This window comes from Acinetobacter lwoffii, from assembly GCF_024129685.1.
Lineage (GTDB): Bacteria > Pseudomonadota > Gammaproteobacteria > Pseudomonadales > Moraxellaceae > Acinetobacter > Acinetobacter lwoffii_X.
In genome coordinates this window covers 22,158-40,029 of the sequence record NZ_JAMXXL010000009.1, presented here as the reverse complement: position 1 = coordinate 40,029, position 17,872 = coordinate 22,158, and the positions used below count along the sequence as shown (strand labels likewise).

Below are 17,872 nucleotides of genomic sequence, written 5' to 3'. Positions count from 1 at the left end.
TAGCTAAATATAGCGACTGCAAAGCGCGTCATGCTGCTATTGTGAAAGTTCTTAAATAAGACTGAATAACTCACTAGAGAACAATATTCTAATAAAATAGATAAATGCCCTCAAATGAGGGCTTTGTTTTTTACTTTAATAAATAATTCCTCAATAATAAAAATAAGGGTCTTGATTATTTCTAGCCACTTTATTGCACTCTTTACACCTAATACTCTCTATAGAATAGAGTCCACGAGTTTGCTTACCTTCGGCAGCAGCAATAAGATAAAAGTGCTGAGTATCGTTAAAACTATAGTCATCCCATGCTCCACAAACAGAACACTTAATAATTTTTCTATCGCAGTAAATGTGCGGCTTTTCCATTATATTTCCTCATTATTAAAAAATTTCTAAATTCTTCTATAAATATAAAGCTCACAGTTAAGGGTATCGACTTTAACTTAGTCGGAATTTTGATATAAAAACCTTAACTTCAATTTACTCCCTCCACCCATCCACAATATCAGCCCAATCCTGCATCATCTTTTTACGATCTGCTAAATATTTAGCATGGTTGTATGACGCACGCGTTTTATTCTCATCAGCATGGGCCAGTTGGGTTTCGATCCACTTTTCATCATAGCCAAATTCATTCAATAGGGTAGATGCTGTAGCCCGAAAATCATGTGCTGTAACGTTCTGCATGATGTACTGTAGCGCTCTATTAATTGTAGTAGCTGGCATCATCCCACCATTATAAACACCTTCAAAAACATACTTCTTACGGCCAGTAAGCTTCTTTTGTTTGAGTAGAAGTTGGTAAACCTGTTCTGACATTGGCACTACATGCGTCCTATTTTTCTTGGTCAGTCGCATGCCTTTTTTAAGCTGTTCCCGGGTTTGTTTTTCAAAAGTAATAGTCCTTTCGTCAAAATCAATAAATGACCATTGCAGTCGACGCACCTCAATTGTGCGAAGCATGGTATAGAACAAGAATAAAATAGAATTGACTGTTGACTCAGCACCACCATAACTATCGATTCGCGCTCTAAACAGCTTTCTTTCAGCCAAGCTTAGCGGTCTTGCATGCTCTACGTCTGGTCGTGCAATGACTTCGCGTACCGCATAGGTCGGATCATTCTCAGCTCTTAATGTCGCAATGGCATATCTCATCACAGAGCCAATCTTCTTTCTGTTTTCAATTGCTGTTACTTCACCAGTGCCACGGTTATCCTGACTTTTAACGCGCTTGACTGTATTTTGCATGATCTTCAAAACATCAGCAGAAGTCACATCTTTAATATTCTTATGTCCGATGACTTTGTAGATATCCTTTTCCATTGCCCGGTGAAAAGCATCAATATAAGTTTGTGATTTATCCTTTAGTCGATCCGCAGCATATTCCTTGGCAATTGCCTCAAAACTATTTTCATCACAAAGCAGGGCAGCCTTTTCTTGTTGGCGATGCACAGCTGGATCAATATTTCTAGCAAGTAGTGATTTGATTTCATCTTGCTTTTGACGTGCCTCAGCCAAGCTTACAATAGGGTATTCACCCAGACTGATCATTGAGGCTTTTCCTGCATACCGATAACGCACACGCCACAGTTTTGTACCGGTCGAACGAACCTCAATACACAGCCCACCCTGATCAGCAATACGGTATGCTTTTTCCATTGATTTTAGTTTTTTTAGCTTGGTATCGTTAAGCATGTGAGTAACGCAAAAGATTAAATATTGTTACTCACTATATTACTCACAAAAGTGATTAATACAATTTAATTCTATTTTATGGTATTTAAGCCGAAACGATTGATAATAAAGACATGTAGATTTTAGTTTAATGGCATTTTACAGTATTTAATTATTATGATAATTCTCGATCATTAAAAGCATGAGCTTAACCTATTGAAATTAATGCACTTAACTGTGCTAATGTGGTCCAGATCGTACTTTATTTATACGTGTTGCAAGCACTTGCCTGACACAACTAAATCATTGATTTCATTGTGTGAAAATAAAGCACGCTTCATCATAGCAAAAAATAGCCCCATTCGGCGCAACAATTTCGCTCAATTTATTGGCTTTAAAAACCTGTAGAAAATTAAATAAAATTTTATAATGATTTAAAGTAATAGGCTTACTCATAGAAAGATTTAAAAGGCTATTTTTTAGAGTAAAACTTAAAAATGAAAAAATTAAGGTCAAAGAGAGGTAAAATGCTTGATGAAAAAAACATCACTTGAATAATTAAGCTTTATATAAACTTTTCTATTGAAAGTAGATTTGAAGAAAATGCCTCATAATAGGCATACAATCCCAAATGAATCGCAAAATTTTCTTTACTGATATCTACTAAAAAAAGCTCAATTTTTAGCCAAAAACAAGTAAAAATATAACAAAAGTAAGAAAAAGCAGCATATTTGCTATAAAAAGCTATGTTTCTTATACATTTTTATAGATACATGCACTATTTAGGTGCGCTAAAAAATAAAGCTGAAATAAAATAAATGAAGAATGCTTGAATATAGTGCATTTAGTTTTGCAGCTAGTATAATAGCCGCAAAGTATTTTTGTCACTTCATGATTTCTTATAAAGATTTCAATATTTTATCTATACTTTTAAAAGTTGGTACGGTAATTGCTTAATAACTATCAACTGCTAACACGCACTTCACGGGTGCAACAAAAACATCGGAGCAAAATGAGCATGGCGAACAAGGTCCTTCAACTCATACAAGAAAGTGGCGCAAAATGGGTCGATTTTCGCTTTACTGATACCAAGGGTAAAGAGCAACACGTCACTTACCCAGCAGACAGTATTGATGAAGATACATTTGAAGACGGCAAAATGTTTGACGGTTCTTCAATTGCAGGTTGGAAAGGCATCGAAGCATCGGACATGATTTTACGTCCGGATGCGGCAACAGGTTTTATCGACCCGTTCTTTGCAGAGCCAACAGTTGTTGTAACTTGTGACGTAATCGAGCCATCAACTGGTCAAGGTTATGATCGTGACCCACGTTCGATTGCGCGCCGTGCAGAAGAATATTTGAAATCTACCGGTATCGGTGACACTGCATTCTTTGGTCCAGAACCAGAATTCTTCGTATTTGACGAAGTAAAATGGGAAATCGACATGTCTGGCGCGCGCCATACATTGATCGCTGAAGAAGCTGCTTGGTCAACTAACAAAGACTACGAAGGCGGTAACTCTGGTCACCGTCCACGCGTAAAAGGCGGTTACTTCCCAGTTCCTCCTGTAGATTCTTCACATGACATGCGTGCAGACATGTGTGCGCGTATCGAAGACATCATGGGTCCAGGTCGTGTAGAAGTACATCACCACGAAGTTGCTTCTTGCCAGTTAGAAATTGGTGTGAGCTTCAACACTATGGTGCGTAAAGCAGACGAAGTTCAACAGTTCAAATATGCGGTTTGGAACGTTGCGCATCAATATGCAAAAACAGCAACCTTTATGCCTAAACCAATGGTTGGCGATAACGGTTCTGGTATGCACGTGCATATGTCGATCTCTAAAGACGGCAAAAACCTGTTTGCTGGTGATGAATATGCAGGCCTTTCAGAAATGGCGTTGTACTTCATCGGTGGTGTAATTAAACATGCCCGTTCTTTGAATGCGATCACTAACCCTTCTACAAACTCGTATAAGCGTTTGGTTCCACATTTCGAAGCACCGATTATGCTTGCTTACTCAGCGCGTAACCGTTCTGCATCTATCCGTATTCCTTACGTGTCTAGCCCGAAAGGCAAGCGTATTGAAGCGCGTTTTCCAGATCCAATGATGAACCCGTACCTAGGTTTCGCGGCATTGTTGATGGCTGGTCTTGACGGTATTCAAAACAAGATCCACCCAGGTGAAGCTGCTGACAAGAACTTGTACGATCTTCCACCGGAAGAAGAAGCAAAAATCCCTACAGTGGCGCATAGCCTGGATATGGCGCTTGAAGCACTTCAAGCGGATCATGATTACCTGTTAAAAGGTGGCGTGTTCACGAAAGAAATGCTTGATGCTTATATCGAGCTTAAAACTGAAGAAGTTCGTCGTCTAAACACGACTACTCACCCAGTTGAATTTGATATGTACTACAGCTTGTAATTCATCACGAATTAAAGCGAAGAAAACCCGCGCATGTCGCGGGTTTTTTTGTATCATCTATTTATAATTTTAAATGATTGATGGGCTTAAATGGCACAACGTAAAAAGCACACCAGCTTTTATCCATGGATTGATCCAAAAGATCATGACAAAGGTTTCAAACTGAATTTCTCTGAAGTGACTTATCTTGAAGTGCGGCGGACTCCCGAGGGTTATAAGCAGGCTCAATTTGTGGCGCTGAAAAATCCTGAAATGGCGCTGGATTATGCTTATCCAGAATCATTTTATTTGAGTGCTGAAGGTTTTATTTTAATTAAAACCCCACAAGGCAAATATGAAATCATTGCAAAAACAGATAACTGTTAACAATGAATAGTCGTTCTAGAAATCAAAATCAGCGTGTGTTGCTGTCAACTCTGCCTGTTGAGTTAAAACCGTGGCTGTATGCATCGGGTTCACTCACGCAACAACTGACCGATTTGGCGCAAGGACAATTCCATGTCGAGCCAATTCAAGAGCATTTTCAGCGTTTAAGCTTTGCCAATGCCAAATGGATGCAGATGTCACATCAGCATACTTCCTGGGTGCGTGAAAGTTATCTCTACGGCTCGGAACAGTCTCCTTGGGTGAAAGCCAAAAGCATCTTTCCGATTTTAAGCCTGCAAAAAAAAGCCCGAATTTTTCAGCATATTGGCACCAAACCGATTGGCTGGTTTCTGTTTCAGCGCACTAATCCACTGTGCCAGCGCCGGGTAGTACTTTTAGATGAGGGCTGGACCCGTCAGAGCTGCTATACTTGGCACGGCTGTAAATTTATCGTACAAGAAACATTTTTACCGGCATTTGAACACTTTATACAAAATTCACGGGCTTGATTTTTATGGCAACCGCACAAGCAATCACCTGGCGTGAGCGTCTTAGCGCCTATTATTATCTTTGTCGTTTTGATAAACCGATTGGGACTGAACTGGTTTTTTGGCCTACCATGTGGGCGCTGTGGATTGCAGCTCAGGGCATGCCACGTATTGAAATTTTAATTCCCATGATTTTGGGTGTGATTTTTATGCGGGCGGCAGGCTGTGCCATTAATGATTTTGCTGACCGTAAAGTCGATGCACATGTGGAGCGTACTAAAAACCGCCCATTAGCGACCGGGATTATCAGTGCCAAAGAGGCCGTGATGGTATTTCTGGTTTTGGTGGCTGCCAGTGCCTGCTTGCTATTTTTTCTGCCAATCGAAACTTTTTACTGGTCATTTGGGGCTTTGTTTCTAGCGTTTATTTATCCTTTTATGAAGCGCTATACCCATTTGCCTCAAGTCTTTCTGGGAGCAGCATTTTCCTGGTCGATTCCGATGGCTTATACCGCAGTTGGGCAAACGCCGGATTTAACCTGCTGGCTTTTATATTTTGGCAATCTGGCTTGGACTGTAGCCTATGATACGCAATATGCAATCGCAGATCGTGAATACGATTTAAAGATTGGGGTGAAATCAACCGCGATCTTATTTGGTCGGCATGATATTCAGATCATTAGCGCTTTGCAGGCTAGTAGTATTTTATTGATAGGTGCTGCATTGTGGCTAGAAAATTTATTGCTTCCATTTGGTCTGGCTGCATTAATTGTTGTTGCTCTTGATTTTATTTACCAATGGATAAAAACACGTGATCGGGATCCTCAATGGTGTTTTTGGGCGTTTAGGCATAACCGCTGGATTGGACTGATTATTTTTGCAGGAATACTACTGGCTTTGAGGTAGTGACTGTCTATCGACTGAGAAAAAAGCGTCCTATAAGGATGCTTTTGTTATTGCCTAATCTATAAGGCTTGAGCTATGACTTTATTTTGTTATATTGGGCAGTGTAATTAAATGACGAAATTAAAGCAGGTTTGTTATGTCCGAACAGCCACAGCCCCGCAGTGTCAAAAAGTTATTGATCTTCGGTACGCTTGCACTTTGTATTCCGGTATTTTTAATTAGTATGGCATTTCTTGCAGTGAATAGTGATGCTAAAAATCAGGAAAAATACAAGCAGCAGCAGGCAGATATGATTGCACGTATTGAAGCACGAGAAGCTGCGGAAAAGCTCAAAGCAGAGCAGGATGCTAACGCAAATTCAACACAAGCTGCGTCTGAAAGTAGTGCAACAGTACCTTAATCTATCTAAAATCCCTTTGCACTTATCTAATACTGCAAATGTCTGTGTAGTAGATAGTTCATCGTTTGTCGAAAACTATTTCACTTGATTGTAGATATTTGATATTTCGTAACTAAGCAATCCGAACTCTAAAACAGAAAAATATAGCCATCAATCATACGATCGGTGGCTATATTTAAATCATCTTAAAGCAATTCTTCGCGCAATTGCTCAGGAGATTTAATTGAAAGTAGGGCGGGTGCTACATCTAGGGCTGTTTTAGCACCATATTGCTGAGTTTGATTCAGGCGGTAGCAGGCACGGGCATAAGCCACTAGAACACTTGCAGTAAACTCCGGATTGCTATTCAGCTTTAAAGAAAACTCAATCACCTGTTTTTGTGCATCACTGGTATTACCACTACGAATGACAAAACCGCCATGTGGTATATCTTCGTGATCTTTCAGTAAAGTTTCCTCACTGATAAAATTCACAGTCGTATTATAATCTGCAAAATAATCAGGCATGCTGACGATGGTTTGTTCAACTGTTGCTGCATCAGCTCCTTGTTCCAAGACCACATAACAGTCACGATGATGTTTATCTTTGGTGCTTAACTCAGGTCGTGCGCCACTGCGGACTTGTTCAATAGCATCAGTGGATGGAATAGTATATTGCACACCGGCTTTTACACCCGGTACACGGCGGATCGCATCTGAATGGCCTTGACTTAAGCCTTTACCCCAAAAAGTATAAGTTTCGCCATCTGGTAATAGCGCTTCACCAAATAAACGGTTAATCGAGAACATGCCAGGATCCCAGCCAATAGAAATCATGGCTGTTTTTTTGTTAGCAAGGGCGGGTGCATCGACTGCAGCATAGTATTCCGGAATACGTGCATGCGTATCAAAACTATCTACAGTATTGAATTTACTTGCAAAGATAGGCGCCTGTTGTGGCAAGTCATCTTTAGAGCCGCCACAAAGAATCAGCACATCAATTTTATCGCTAAACTCATTTAATAGTGCATCCATGCTATACACTTGAGTTTCTGCAAAGCAAGGAGAGACGCTGCTTGGTGAGCGGCGAGTAAAAATACCGACAAGCTGCATATCAGGATTTTTCTGGATGGCAGATTCAACACCGCGGCCAAGATTACCGTAACCCGCGATACCAATACGAATAGAATTTTGCATAAATAAACGATCACTGAATAAAAAAACAACGCCAAAAATAAGCAAGGTGATGATGGCCGGAAATGGAACAGGCCAATCAGGTCATCTGACTTATATTTTGTTTTCGAAAGGATTATAGAGCGATAATTTAAACTTTATCACCCTAATCCTGCAGAAAGGCAGGTTTAACTGAGAATGCTTGTGATGAGACGCTAAATTGGACGAGGATAGGTTAATTTTGAAGTATGAAAAGCTGCCGAGAAATTAAAAGCGGAGCAGGAGGCTTTGATCAATCCAATTCAAGCTGCACCGGAAAGTACCGCAATTGCAGCTTAACTTATCTTAAATTCCTTTGCAGTTGTCTGATAGTTGGAATCTGGGTGTATCGAATCACGGTATAGCCTGCTGCAATCAGCATGGCATCGCGTTCAGCATCTTCCTGTTCTTTGCCAATATGGCTCGGATCATCCAGTTCGACAATTGCTACTACATTATATTCACGATCAAGTACTACGAAGTCTGTGACTTTGCGATTAAATTGATTGCGCATTTTCATCTGATCGTGCGTGATCAAAGCGCTAAACGCGACTTGTGCCAGAATGTGATGATGAGGAAAGGCATCTTTCAGACGTGTAAACATCCTGCTTTCAAAAGCAGTAATGACGCGCTTTGGATAGAATTTCTTTTGACGGGTGAAGAGATGTGGGAAGAGCAGGCAAACTAATGCAAATGTTGCCAGGCAGCCAATCACAAAAAATATAAACTGACTCAAATTAAACACAGATCACAAAAGGGAAGAATAAAAAAACCCACTTCGCAATGAGTGGGTTTCTTCAGAATCTTGGCTCTCCCACCTGGGCTCGAACCAGGGACCTGCGGATTAACAGTCCGTCGCTCTACCGACTGAGCTATGGGAGAATAGATTGGCTCTCCAACCTGGGCTCGAACCAGGGACCTGCGGATTAACAGTCCGTCGCTCTACCGACTGAGCTATTGGAGAATCTGACAGCGATTATAGAGAGATTTGAAAAGGGGTCAAGGCACTTTTAGAAAAAAGCTGCAGAAATTGAATCAAGTGTTTTAAAAATAGTCGAAAAGGTTTGTAGTTCAAACTGTTATGTTTATGTAAACCGGTTCTAATAACAAAATCGTGATCAGCCTTAATTTTGATAAGTGATCTGGAGCATAAGAAATGAGCGGTTGATCGCGCATATAAATCAATATGATCTCAATTTAAAAAATACAGCTATAAAAAAACCCACTTCGCAATGAGTGGGTTTCTTCAGAATTTTGGCTCTTCCACCTGGGCTCGAACCAGGGACCTGCGGATTAACAGTCCGTCGCTCTACCGACTGAGCTATGGAAGAATAGATGGCTCTCCAACCTGGGCTCGAACCAGGGACCTGCGGATTAACAGTCCGTCGCTCTACCGACTGAGCTATTGGAGAATCTGATCGGCATTTTAGGGATGAATAACCAGGTCGTCAATCAATTAATATAAAGAAATGAATTGTTTGCTTCATAAATATTCATTTAGAGCCTAAAAATAAAAAAATCACCCGAAATGGGTGATTTTTTTAGCAAAGAAATAAAAAATTATTTCTCAACACCTGCAGGCTGACCTGCATATTTCGCATTTGCATAATCCCAGTTTACTAGGCTTTCTAGGAAAGTAGAGATGTACTTAGGACGAGCATTACGGAAATCGATGTAGTAAGCGTGTTCCCAAACGTCAATCGTCAACACTGCAATTTTACCGTGCGCCATTGGCGTATCAGCATTTGAAGTTTTCATGATAGAAAGCTGACCGTTTACTTCGTCAGCCACTAACCAAGCCCAACCTGAACCAAACTGAGTAGTTGCAGCAGCAGCAAATTCTTCAGCAAATTTTTCATAAGAACCGAAAGCTTCGTCAATTTTTGCAGCCAAAGTACCAGTTGCTTTACCGCCACCGTTTTTAGCCATACAGTTCCAGTAGAACGTGTGGTTCCAAACTTGAGCCGCGTTATTGAAAACACCTGCTTTAGAAGCATCACCAGCAGTTGCTGTAATAATTTCTTCTAGAGTTTTGCCTTCAAGCTCAGTACCAGCGATCAGGTTATTCAGGTTAACCACATACGTATTGTGGTGTTTGTCGTGATGGTATTCTAAAGTTTCCTTGCTGATGTGTGGAGCAAGATCTTCGTAGCCGTAAGGTAATGCTGGTAAAGTAATGGTTGTCATGTTCTCAATTCCTTGCATTTTGCTGGGTTTTAACAATAAGTGGCTTTATTGTAATAGATAATCGGGCAGAAATGGGCATCGTGTATAAATAACAATACAGAATAAAGCCTGAAAATATATGAATAAAGCCACTGATCATAACCGTCAGTCGAATTAAATCGGATTGTTTAATTCGAAATAATCATACTCAATATTAAACTGTTCTGAAATAGCCTTGCCAAGGCGTTGCACACCGTATTTTTCAGTCGCATGATGGCCACAAGCATAATAATGCACATTCAGTTCCTGAGCTTCATAAAAGGTGCGTTCGCTCACTTCACCTGAAATATAGGCATCACAATCTTGTAGTGCCGCTTTTTGAATATAATCCTGCGCACCACCGGTACAGAAACCGACTTTATGGATTTGAGTTTTTTCAGCAGGAAGATGAATCGCATCAAAGCCCAGCTTTTCTGAAACATAATTTTTAAAATCTTCCGGACTCATTGGCTGTTTTAAATAGCCAATATTGCCAATTGGACGTTTCTCACTCGGATCAAGCTGTTCGATATTTTCGAGTTCTAATAAATCCGCAATGGCGGCATTATTTCCCAGTGTTGGATGACTGTCTAAAGGCAGATGATAGCCAACCAGTGAGATATCATGTTGAATCAGGGTTTTAATGCGTTTACCACGCATTCCCGTAATCGGATAGGCTTCTCCTTTCCAGAAATAGCCATGATGAACCAGCAATAAATCTGCGCCTTGCTCAATTGCAGCTTCAATTGCACTCTGGGAGGCGGTCACGGCACAGAGGATTTTATTCACTTCGGATTTGCCTTCAATCTGCAAGCCATTCGGTGCATAGTCCTTAAATTCACGTGCTGCCAAAGTCTGGTCACACCATTGAATAATATCGTTCAAATTCGCCATAAAATTCCTGTAAGTTTAAAAACTTGCCCATATTTATCTATAGGTCTAATTGTAACTAAAGCTGCACAAATCTCTGTGGAATTTTTTGTGTTTAGTTATGTATTTAGCATTACAATAGGACACAAATTACTTAGTCATCAACGAATTAAAATATTTTAGAGGATAGCAACGTGCGCCGCACCTTTACATGGTTACCCTGGGTGTTACTGATTTTAGTCATTATCGGTTTTTTGGGGTGGCAACAACTACAAAAACCAAAGGCACCAGTTGCGCCAGATGGCGTCAAAATGCCTGCTGAAAAAGTAGAGCCGTTGATTGATACGTCGCGCTCAGGAGGCGTGGTCTCCTACAGTGCTGCTGTAAAAGTGGCAGCCCCGGCTGTCGTGAATATTTTTACTACCCAAAAAGTCAAGCAACAGGCGCATCCTTTACTGACCGATCCGGTATTTCGTGAATTCTTTGGCGATCAGTTGCCTGACCAGTATGGACAAAGCCCGAATGAAAACAGTTTAGGTTCGGGTGTAATTGTACGTCCAGACGGTTATATCCTGACCAATAACCACGTGATTGCGCAGGCCGATCAGATTGTAGTGGCTTTGCAGGATGGACGTCGTGCCGAAGCTAAAGTGGTCGGAACTGACCCGGATACCGATCTGGCCGTGATCAAGATTGAACTGACGCAATTGCCAGTTTTGCCATTTAAACTCAGTGGCAATGAAGTCGGTGATGTGGTTCTGGCCATTGGTAATCCTTTTGGTGTTGGGCAAACCGTGACGCAGGGGATTATCTCGGCAACGGGTCGTTCAGATTTGGGTATCAATACCTATGAAGACTTTGTACAGACCGATGCTGCAATTAACCCGGGTAACTCGGGTGGTGCGCTGATTGATGTCGCCGGTAATTTAATTGGTGTGAATACTGCAATCTTCTCGCAGTCTGGTGGTTCGCTGGGGATTGGTTTTGCCATTCCGGCCAAAATCTGTCAGCAGGTGATGAATGCCATTTTGAAAGATGGCCGTGTGGTTCGTGGCTGGTTAGGGATCAGCTTATTACCTGCAGAGCGTGATGATGTCCTGCAACCCAAAGAAAAAGGTGTGACGGTCGCAGAAGTGCTACCGGATGGACCTGCTGCCAAGGCTGGAATCCAGCGTGGCGATAAGATTATGAAAGTAAATGAGGAAGAGATTAGTTCTGCCTCACATCTGATTAATTTTGTGGCCTTGCAAAAGCCAAACAGTACCATTCAGATTGAAATTGAGCGGGCAGGAAAAACCATGATCCTAGAGGTTGTGGTGACTGAACGTAAGGCACAAGACAGTGCTTCACAATATATTCCTCTGCCAGGCCAATAAGTTTGATTAAAAAAAATCCCTCATGATGAGGGATTTTTTTTATACTTTCTTTCAGCATGTTCTGATACAAAAGTGAAATATTAAGCGTTTTATAAATCATTTAGCTTAGTGAAATAACATTAAAAGAGAAAATAAAAATGAATTTTATGACGGCAGATCAGGCCAAAATTTTATCTAATGTTGCTAACCTGAATATTGAAATGTATAAGCCACGTCTGGCGCAACTGATTGAAGATAATGCCCGGCAAGGCAATACAGCGGTACTGACAGTTTTTCCCAAACATCTGCCTTTGGAAGATATCCGTGCCTTGTCTGCCGAGTTAACAGATCTGGGTTATAACGTACGTTTTGAAGTACAAGAATTTTATTACAGCTTTAATGTCTACTGGCTATAATTTTATCAATTGTTCAAAAATAGTCCTGTTCAGGCATATATCTTGCTGCATTCAACTCATAGTTAAAATATGAGAGTGATATGTCTTTATCTATTCATCTTGCAGCACGGGCAGATGCACCTTATGTGGTGCTTTCACCCGGACTGGGCGGGCATGCCAGTTTCTGGAATCCTCAAATTAGAGTTTTACAGCAGCATTTTCATGTAGTCACTTATGATCAGGAAGGCTGTCATTCAGATTCTGAACTCTTGCCCATGTCTTATTCGATCGACCATATGGCCTGCCAGATTCTGGATTTATTGATCAATGATGGTATTCGAGAGTTTCATTTTATCGGGCATGCATTGGGCGGACATATCGGCATGCAACTGGCGACCTATCAAACTGAAAGAAAGTTTAAGCTACTCAGTCTGACCATGTTAAATGCTTGGGGAGAGCTGGATGCTCATACTCAGAAGTGTTTCGAAGCCCGGACTTCGTTATTGCTCAATAGCGGGGCAGAGGCATATGTGAGAGCACAGGCTTTATTTCTTTATCCGCCGCAGTGGATTTCAACCCATATTGATCAGTTAACCGAAGCAGAAAATAAGCAGCTCCTTGACTTTCCACCGATCCAAAATGTTCTGGCACGCCTACAAGCCGTGCAGGCTTTTAAACTGAACGCAGAACATCGTCAGGCACTCAAGGATATTCCTGTGCATTTGCTTGCTAACCAAGATGATTTTCTGGTGCCTTATCAGCGATCACAACAATTACAACAATGCCTGCCGCATAGTCACCTCAGTTTGCTTGATACAGGTGCACATGCATCTACTGTGACCGAGACAGATCAGGTGAATCAACTGATCCTTTCATTCCTGATTTCCCCTTAGTTTGAAGATTTTTTAAAGCCAGACCTCGTGTCTGGTTTTTTATTTTTTCTAATCAATTATTTTTGTAGCATCAGCATGGTTTTTACTTCGAATTGATGCATGAACTGCAAATGCACAAATTGCTACGAGTGCACTTGAATGAAACAGTATGTGCAAAATTGACTCATAGGTGAAAATGGTTATTTTACTAAAAATTCAAAAAATAAAATATTAAGTATTTGATAAATATTAATTAAATATAGTTGGCACACGCTTTGCAATGTTTATCTTGTAAATAAAATTCCTGAAGTGGAATCAGAAATTTGAATAAGTGTTAAAAATAATGAGGTGTGAAAATGAAAATAGGTGTCTTCTGTCCAATCGGAAATAATGGCTGGTTACTCTCTGAAAATGCACCGCAGTACATGCCGACTTTTGAGTTAAACAAACAAATCGTACAGCGTGCTGAGCACTATGGTTTCGATTTCGCACTTTCTATGATCAAGCTGCGTGGCTTTGGTGGCAAGACTGAATTTTGGGAACATAACCTGGAAACTTTCACCCTGATGGCAGGTCTTGCTGCTGTCACCAGCAAAATTAAAATTTTCGCAACTGCCGCAACTCTGGTGATGCCACCCGCAATTGTCGCGCGTATGGCATCAACCATTGATTCGATCTCAAATGGCCGTTTTGGTCTGAATGTCGTGACCGGCTGGCAGCCACCTGAATATACCCAAATGGGCATGTGGCCAGGCAATGACTATTTTGGTAAACGCTATGAATATCTGTCTGAATATGTACAAATTCTGCGTGAACTTTGGGCGACTGGTAAATCAGACTTTAAAGGCGAACATTTCCAGATGGAAGATTGCCGTGTTAGCCCACGTCCACAAGCCGACATGAAGATTATCTGTGCAGGTCAATCTGATGCAGGTTTAGAGTTTTCTGCACAATACGCTGACTATAACTTCGTGTTTGGTAAAGGCCTGAATACTCCAACAGCTTATGCAGAAATTAATGACCGCCTGAAAGAAAAAACAGATGTGACTGGCCGTGATGTACAGACTTATGTGCTGTTTATGGTCATTGCGGCAGAAACCGATGAAGAAGCTCAAGCCAAATGGCAGCACTATAACGATGGTGCCGACATGGAAGCGATTAACTGGCTGATGAATCAAGGCGGTAAAGATACCACTTCGGGCACAGATACCAATATCCGTCAAATGGCTTCGAGTGTATCTCCAGTGAATATCAATATGGGTACGCTGGTGGGTTCTTATGAAAATGTGGCACGAATGTTGGATGAAATTGGTGAGATCAAGGGTACTGAAGGTGTGTTACTGACGTTTGATGATTTTATTCAAGGGGTTGAAGATTTCGGTCAAAAAATCCAGCCACTGATGAAATGTCGTGATCATATTGTCATTGAAGGTGCAGCACCGGTTCTGGAGAAAAGTGCATGAGTGAATTAGTGGTAACAGCCGGTTTTACTGAAAAACTTGGCACAGGAAAAACCCTTAAAGCAGAACCAGAAGCGATTTGTCTTGCACCAGAACAGACAGCCTTGATTGTGATTGATATGCAGAATGCCTATACCTCACAGGGTGGCTATCTGGATCTGGCAGGCTTTGATGTCTCCAAGACCAAGCCGGTGGTGGAAAATATTAAAAAGGCCGTTGATGCAGCGCATGCAGCCGGTATTCAGGTGATTTATTTCAAAAATGGCTGGGATGCAGAATATAAGGAAGCGGGTGGTAAGGACTCTCCAAATTTCCATAAATCCAATGCCTTAAAGACCATGCGTAAACATCCTGAATTACAGGGACAGTTATTGGCCAAAGGTAGTTGGGATTTTGAACTGATTGATGAGTTAAAGCCACTGCCACAAGACCTGGTGATCGAAAAGCCACGTTATAGCGGTTTCTTTAATACCGCGTTGGACAGCATGTTACGTGTGCGAGGAATCCGTAATCTGGTCTTTGTCGGGATTGCCACCAACGTTTGTGTGGAATCGACGCTACGTGATGGCTTCTTCTTGGAGTATTTCGGTGTAGCACTTGCCGATGCCTGCTATCAGGCGGGTCCAGTCGAAGCGCATGAAGCCAGTCTGTATAACATCAAGACCTTCTTTGGCTGGGTATCAGATACCAAAAATTTTGTAGAGACCTTTCAAAAAGAAAGTGAGTCACTAAAAGAAACTAAATTAGCTGTAAGCGCATAAAGAATTAAAGAACAGAATTAAGGAAAAAATAGTATGCCTAAAGAAATCATTATTCCAGCAGGAACATCGAAACCATTAGCACCGTATGTACCGGCAACCAAGGCAGACAATATCGTGTATGTATCCGGTACATTAGCTTTTGATGAAAATAATAATGTGGTGCATGTCGGTGATGCCGCAGCACAGACCCGTCATATTCTGGAAACTATCAAGCGTGTGATTGAGGAAGCCGGTGGCAGTATGGATGACGTGACCTTTAACCATGTCTTTGTCAAAGACTGGGCAGATTATGCTGCGATTAATGCAGTGTATGCAGAGTATTTCCCGGGAGATAAGCCGGCACGGTATTGCGTACAGACAGGTTTGGTCAAACCTGATGCGCTGGTCGAAATTGCTTCGATTGCCCATGTATAAGCCGATCCACCTGATTCAATCTCATTACTAGATGCCCCAGGTCTGAAACTGAATATTGACTTGGGGGCGGGAGAACAGCATGAATGCCAAACTATCTAAAATCATCACAGAAACAGTTGCAGAAAATAACGCATTAAATAAGGTTTTGGCGACTAACGCATCAGATGACATCTTTACCCAAGTTGATCAGCAGATTTTCCGTCAAGGCATGTCTAATCTAGGTGCTGCAGTGAATGTCATTACCACGCAAGGCGATGCAGGAATGGCTGGATTTACCGCTTCGGCCGTATGTAGCGTGACGGATACACCACCAACGTTACTGGTGTGCCTGAACCGTTCTGCGTCAGTCTATGAAACCTTTAAAAAGAATCAGGTGTTGTGTGTGAATACCCTGGCATCACATCAACAAAATCTTTCCAATCTGTTTGGTGGAAAAACACCAATGGCAGAGCGTTTCAGTCAGGGGAACTGGAAAACTTTGGTGACCCAGTCGCCTGTACTTGAAGATGCCTTAGTCAGTTTTGACTGCGAGGTGGTCCAATGTTTATCCGTAGGCAGTCATGACGTGCTGTTCTGTGAGGTGAAAGCCATGTGCCAGAGTCAAGGCAATGCGCTGATGTACTTTAACCGTTCTTACTGTGAGCCACACAAAATGTGCTAAATCAATTCAGTCCTAATCAAGGAGGGGAAGCCGATGCAAGAAAAAGAAACGTGGTTTCCAAAATTTAAGCCTTACCAAGGCAATCTCGATACCACACCCGTGCAAACAGATGAATATCTGCCTGCTGGGAAAAGTATTATTCTCGGGTTACAGCATGTGTTTGCGATGTTTGGGGCAACCGTGCTGGCGCCACTTTTAATGGGGTTTGATCCCAATCTCACGATTTTTATTACCGGGATTGGCACCATTTTATTTTTCCTGATCACTGGCGGTCGATTGCCAAGTTATCTGGGGTCTAGTTTTGCCTTTATTGGCGCCGTGGTGGCGGTCACAGGCTACTCCGGAGCAGGGGCGAATCCCAATATCGGGCTGGCGCTTGGCGGTACCATTGCTTGCGGTATTGTCTATGCCTTGATTGGTCTGCTGGTCATGAAAACCGGTACCAACTGGATTGAAAAACTGATGCCGCCAGTAGTGACAGGCGTGATTGTGATGATCATTGGTTTGAACCTGGCGCCAGTCGCAATTAAGAGTGTTTCAGCGAACCAGTTTGATTCCTGGATGGCATTAATCACCATTATCTGTATCAGTGTGATTGCTGTGTTTACCCGAGGAATGGTACGCCGTCTGTTGCTGTTATTGGGCTTATTGTCTTCCTATCTGATTTACTTCCTTTTCACAAACGTCATGGGCTTCGGATCTGCGATTGATTTTACCAAAGTCAGTGAAGCAGCATGGTTTGGTTTGCCGAATTTCCAGAGTCCGGTCTTTGAAATGAATGCCATGCTGATGATTGCACCAGTGGCCATTATTCTGGTTGCAGAAAATCTTGGGCACTTTAAAGCGGTATCCGCAATGACTGGTAAAAATCTGTCGCCGTATATGGGACGCGGTTTCTTTGCAGATGGGGTTTGTACTTCATTATCCGCTTCTGTCGGCGGTACCGGGATGACCACTTATGCTGAAAATATCGGTGTGATGGCAGTGACCAAAGTGTACGCCACCACCGTATTTATTTTTGCCGGGATCTTCGCTATTTTGCTGGGACTTTCACCTAAATTTGGTGCGGTGATCAGTACCATTCCAGTAGCTTTATTGGGTGGTGCATCGATTGTGGTCTTCGGGTTGATTACCGTGGCTGGTGCCAAAATCTGGGTGGATAACCATGTTGATTTTACCAAGAACAGTACCCTGATTATTGGTGCGGTGTGTCTGATTATGGGGACAGGTAATTATAGCTTGCAGATTGGTGGTTTCGATTTGGGTGGTATCGGTACTGCGACTTTGGCTGCGATTTTGTTGAACCTGTTCCTAAATCGTGGTGAAGATAAAGAATTGCCTGAACCTGCATCGACCGCAACAGAAGTTGAGGTTAAGCCAGTCGCTTAATATAAGGAGTATTTTTTGAGTCATACAGTTGCATTTTTA

The 17,872-nt window shown here is 41.9% G+C and carries 18 protein-coding genes and 4 tRNA genes; 13 read left to right on the top strand and 9 right to left on the bottom strand.

Annotation, left to right across the window (positions count from 1 at the left end; translation table 11 throughout):
- Positions 1-480 precede the first annotated feature (480 nt).
- A complete protein-coding gene (locus NI464_RS06160; protein ID WP_253137961.1) occupies positions 481-1,695 on the bottom strand; it encodes a tyrosine-type recombinase/integrase in 1,215 nt (404 codons plus the stop codon).
- Positions 1,696-2,686: 991 nt separating this feature from the next.
- Between NI464_RS06160 and glnA the strand changes: the two genes are divergently transcribed.
- The 5 genes from glnA to NI464_RS06135 all read left to right on the top strand — a co-directional run bounded on the left by glnA (position 2,687) and on the right by NI464_RS06135 (position 6,261).
- Entirely contained in the window at positions 2,687-4,102 is a 1,416-nt protein-coding gene (gene glnA / locus NI464_RS06155; RefSeq protein ID WP_004279641.1) for a type I glutamate--ammonia ligase, read from the top strand.
- A gap of 90 nt (positions 4,103-4,192) precedes the next feature.
- On the top strand, positions 4,193-4,468 hold the full coding sequence (locus NI464_RS06150; RefSeq protein WP_253137959.1) for a hypothetical protein: 276 nt from the start codon (positions 4,193-4,195) through the stop codon (positions 4,466-4,468).
- 2 nt (positions 4,469-4,470) lie between these two features.
- Positions 4,471-4,977 (top strand): chorismate--pyruvate lyase family protein, encoded by a 507-nt coding sequence (locus NI464_RS06145; protein ID WP_004279643.1) that lies wholly within the window; start codon positions 4,471-4,473, stop codon positions 4,975-4,977.
- Positions 4,978-4,982: 5 nt separating this feature from the next.
- Entirely contained in the window at positions 4,983-5,861 is an 879-nt protein-coding gene (gene ubiA, locus NI464_RS06140; RefSeq protein ID WP_004646481.1) for a 4-hydroxybenzoate octaprenyltransferase, read from the top strand.
- A gap of 136 nt (positions 5,862-5,997) precedes the next feature.
- A complete protein-coding gene (locus tag NI464_RS06135) occupies positions 5,998-6,261 on the top strand; it encodes a hypothetical protein (protein ID WP_004646482.1) in 264 nt (87 codons plus the stop codon).
- A 185-nt stretch (positions 6,262-6,446) separates the two neighbouring features.
- On the opposite strand, the gene NI464_RS06130 is transcribed toward NI464_RS06135, so the two are convergent.
- The 8 genes from NI464_RS06130 to NI464_RS06095 form a co-directional block, all read right to left on the bottom strand.
- Entirely contained in the window at positions 6,447-7,436 is a 990-nt protein-coding gene (locus NI464_RS06130) for a diaminopimelate dehydrogenase (protein ID WP_253137958.1), read from the bottom strand.
- 316 nt (positions 7,437-7,752) lie between these two features.
- Positions 7,753-8,196 (bottom strand): DUF2726 domain-containing protein, encoded by a 444-nt coding sequence (locus tag NI464_RS06125; protein WP_026055767.1) that lies wholly within the window; start codon positions 8,194-8,196, stop codon positions 7,753-7,755.
- 61 nt (positions 8,197-8,257) lie between these two features.
- Positions 8,258-8,333, bottom strand: a tRNA-Asn gene (locus NI464_RS06120).
- 6 nt (positions 8,334-8,339) lie between these two features.
- A tRNA-Asn gene (locus tag NI464_RS06115) sits at positions 8,340-8,415 on the bottom strand.
- A gap of 291 nt (positions 8,416-8,706) precedes the next feature.
- Positions 8,707-8,782 (bottom strand) — tRNA-Asn (locus NI464_RS06110).
- A gap of 5 nt (positions 8,783-8,787) precedes the next feature.
- A tRNA-Asn gene (locus NI464_RS06105) sits at positions 8,788-8,863 on the bottom strand.
- Between the two features lie 148 nt (positions 8,864-9,011).
- Positions 9,012-9,638, bottom strand: coding sequence for a superoxide dismutase (locus NI464_RS06100; RefSeq protein WP_004646486.1), 627 nt, complete (start codon positions 9,636-9,638; stop codon positions 9,012-9,014).
- A gap of 153 nt (positions 9,639-9,791) precedes the next feature.
- A complete protein-coding gene (locus tag NI464_RS06095) occupies positions 9,792-10,550 on the bottom strand; it encodes a Nif3-like dinuclear metal center hexameric protein (RefSeq protein ID WP_004279653.1) in 759 nt (252 codons plus the stop codon).
- 170 nt (positions 10,551-10,720) lie between these two features.
- Here NI464_RS06095 and NI464_RS06090 point away from each other — a divergent pair, with 170 nt between their 5' ends.
- From NI464_RS06090 to rutG, 8 genes are all read left to right on the top strand, one after another.
- The gene (locus NI464_RS06090; protein WP_004646487.1) at positions 10,721-11,902 is read left to right on the top strand and encodes a S1C family serine protease; all 1,182 of its coding nucleotides are present in this window, start codon (positions 10,721-10,723) and stop codon (positions 11,900-11,902) included.
- Positions 11,903-12,039: 137 nt separating this feature from the next.
- Positions 12,040-12,297, top strand: coding sequence for a hypothetical protein (locus NI464_RS06085; protein ID WP_004730148.1), 258 nt, complete (start codon positions 12,040-12,042; stop codon positions 12,295-12,297).
- 80 nt (positions 12,298-12,377) lie between these two features.
- Positions 12,378-13,169, top strand: a complete 792-nt coding sequence (rutD, locus tag NI464_RS06080) for a pyrimidine utilization protein D (protein WP_253137957.1) — start codon at positions 12,378-12,380, stop codon at positions 13,167-13,169.
- A 335-nt stretch (positions 13,170-13,504) separates the two neighbouring features.
- Entirely contained in the window at positions 13,505-14,611 is a 1,107-nt protein-coding gene (gene rutA / locus NI464_RS06075; RefSeq protein WP_253137956.1) for a pyrimidine utilization protein A, read from the top strand.
- Positions 14,608-15,369: a pyrimidine utilization protein B gene (gene rutB, locus NI464_RS06070; protein ID WP_253137955.1), complete on the top strand. Its 762-nt coding sequence runs from the start codon at positions 14,608-14,610 to the stop codon at positions 15,367-15,369. The genes rutA and rutB overlap by 4 nt, the downstream gene beginning before the upstream one ends.
- Before the next feature lie 33 nt (positions 15,370-15,402).
- Entirely contained in the window at positions 15,403-15,783 is a 381-nt protein-coding gene (gene rutC, locus NI464_RS06065) for a pyrimidine utilization protein C (RefSeq protein ID WP_004646493.1), read from the top strand.
- 145 nt (positions 15,784-15,928) lie between these two features.
- Positions 15,929-16,444 (top strand): NADH-dependent FMN reductase RutF, encoded by a 516-nt coding sequence (gene rutF / locus NI464_RS06060; RefSeq protein ID WP_004279661.1) that lies wholly within the window; start codon positions 15,929-15,931, stop codon positions 16,442-16,444.
- A gap of 33 nt (positions 16,445-16,477) precedes the next feature.
- Positions 16,478-17,833, top strand: a complete 1,356-nt coding sequence (gene rutG, locus NI464_RS06055; protein WP_004646496.1) for a pyrimidine utilization transport protein G — start codon at positions 16,478-16,480, stop codon at positions 17,831-17,833.
- Positions 17,834-17,872 lie beyond the last annotated feature (39 nt).

What these genes read in the sequence shown, in the direction of transcription:
- NI464_RS06095 (WP_004279653.1), bottom strand. Translation starts at nt 10,550, where the DNA reads ATGGCGAATTTGAACGATATTATTCAATGGTGTGACCAGACTTTGGCA.
- NI464_RS06160 (WP_253137961.1), bottom strand. Translation starts at nt 1,695, where the DNA reads ATGCTTAACGATACCAAGCTAAAAAAACTAAAATCAATGGAAAAAGCA.
- rutA (WP_253137956.1), top strand. Translation starts at nt 13,505, where the DNA reads ATGAAAATAGGTGTCTTCTGTCCAATCGGAAATAATGGCTGGTTACTC.
- rutB (WP_253137955.1), top strand. Translation starts at nt 14,608, where the DNA reads ATGAGTGAATTAGTGGTAACAGCCGGTTTTACTGAAAAACTTGGCACA.
- NI464_RS06145 (WP_004279643.1), top strand. Translation starts at nt 4,471, where the DNA reads ATGAATAGTCGTTCTAGAAATCAAAATCAGCGTGTGTTGCTGTCAACT.
- NI464_RS06150 (WP_253137959.1), top strand. Translation starts at nt 4,193, where the DNA reads ATGGCACAACGTAAAAAGCACACCAGCTTTTATCCATGGATTGATCCA.
- NI464_RS06100 (WP_004646486.1), bottom strand. Translation starts at nt 9,638, where the DNA reads ATGACAACCATTACTTTACCAGCATTACCTTACGGCTACGAAGATCTT.
- NI464_RS06130 (WP_253137958.1), bottom strand. Translation starts at nt 7,436, where the DNA reads ATGCAAAATTCTATTCGTATTGGTATCGCGGGTTACGGTAATCTTGGC.
- rutD (WP_253137957.1), top strand. Translation starts at nt 12,378, where the DNA reads ATGTCTTTATCTATTCATCTTGCAGCACGGGCAGATGCACCTTATGTG.
- rutC (WP_004646493.1), top strand. Translation starts at nt 15,403, where the DNA reads ATGCCTAAAGAAATCATTATTCCAGCAGGAACATCGAAACCATTAGCA.
- NI464_RS06085 (WP_004730148.1), top strand. Translation starts at nt 12,040, where the DNA reads ATGAATTTTATGACGGCAGATCAGGCCAAAATTTTATCTAATGTTGCT.
- glnA (WP_004279641.1), top strand. Translation starts at nt 2,687, where the DNA reads ATGAGCATGGCGAACAAGGTCCTTCAACTCATACAAGAAAGTGGCGCA.
- rutG (WP_004646496.1), top strand. Translation starts at nt 16,478, where the DNA reads ATGCAAGAAAAAGAAACGTGGTTTCCAAAATTTAAGCCTTACCAAGGC.
- NI464_RS06135 (WP_004646482.1), top strand. Translation starts at nt 5,998, where the DNA reads ATGTCCGAACAGCCACAGCCCCGCAGTGTCAAAAAGTTATTGATCTTC.
- ubiA (WP_004646481.1), top strand. Translation starts at nt 4,983, where the DNA reads ATGGCAACCGCACAAGCAATCACCTGGCGTGAGCGTCTTAGCGCCTAT.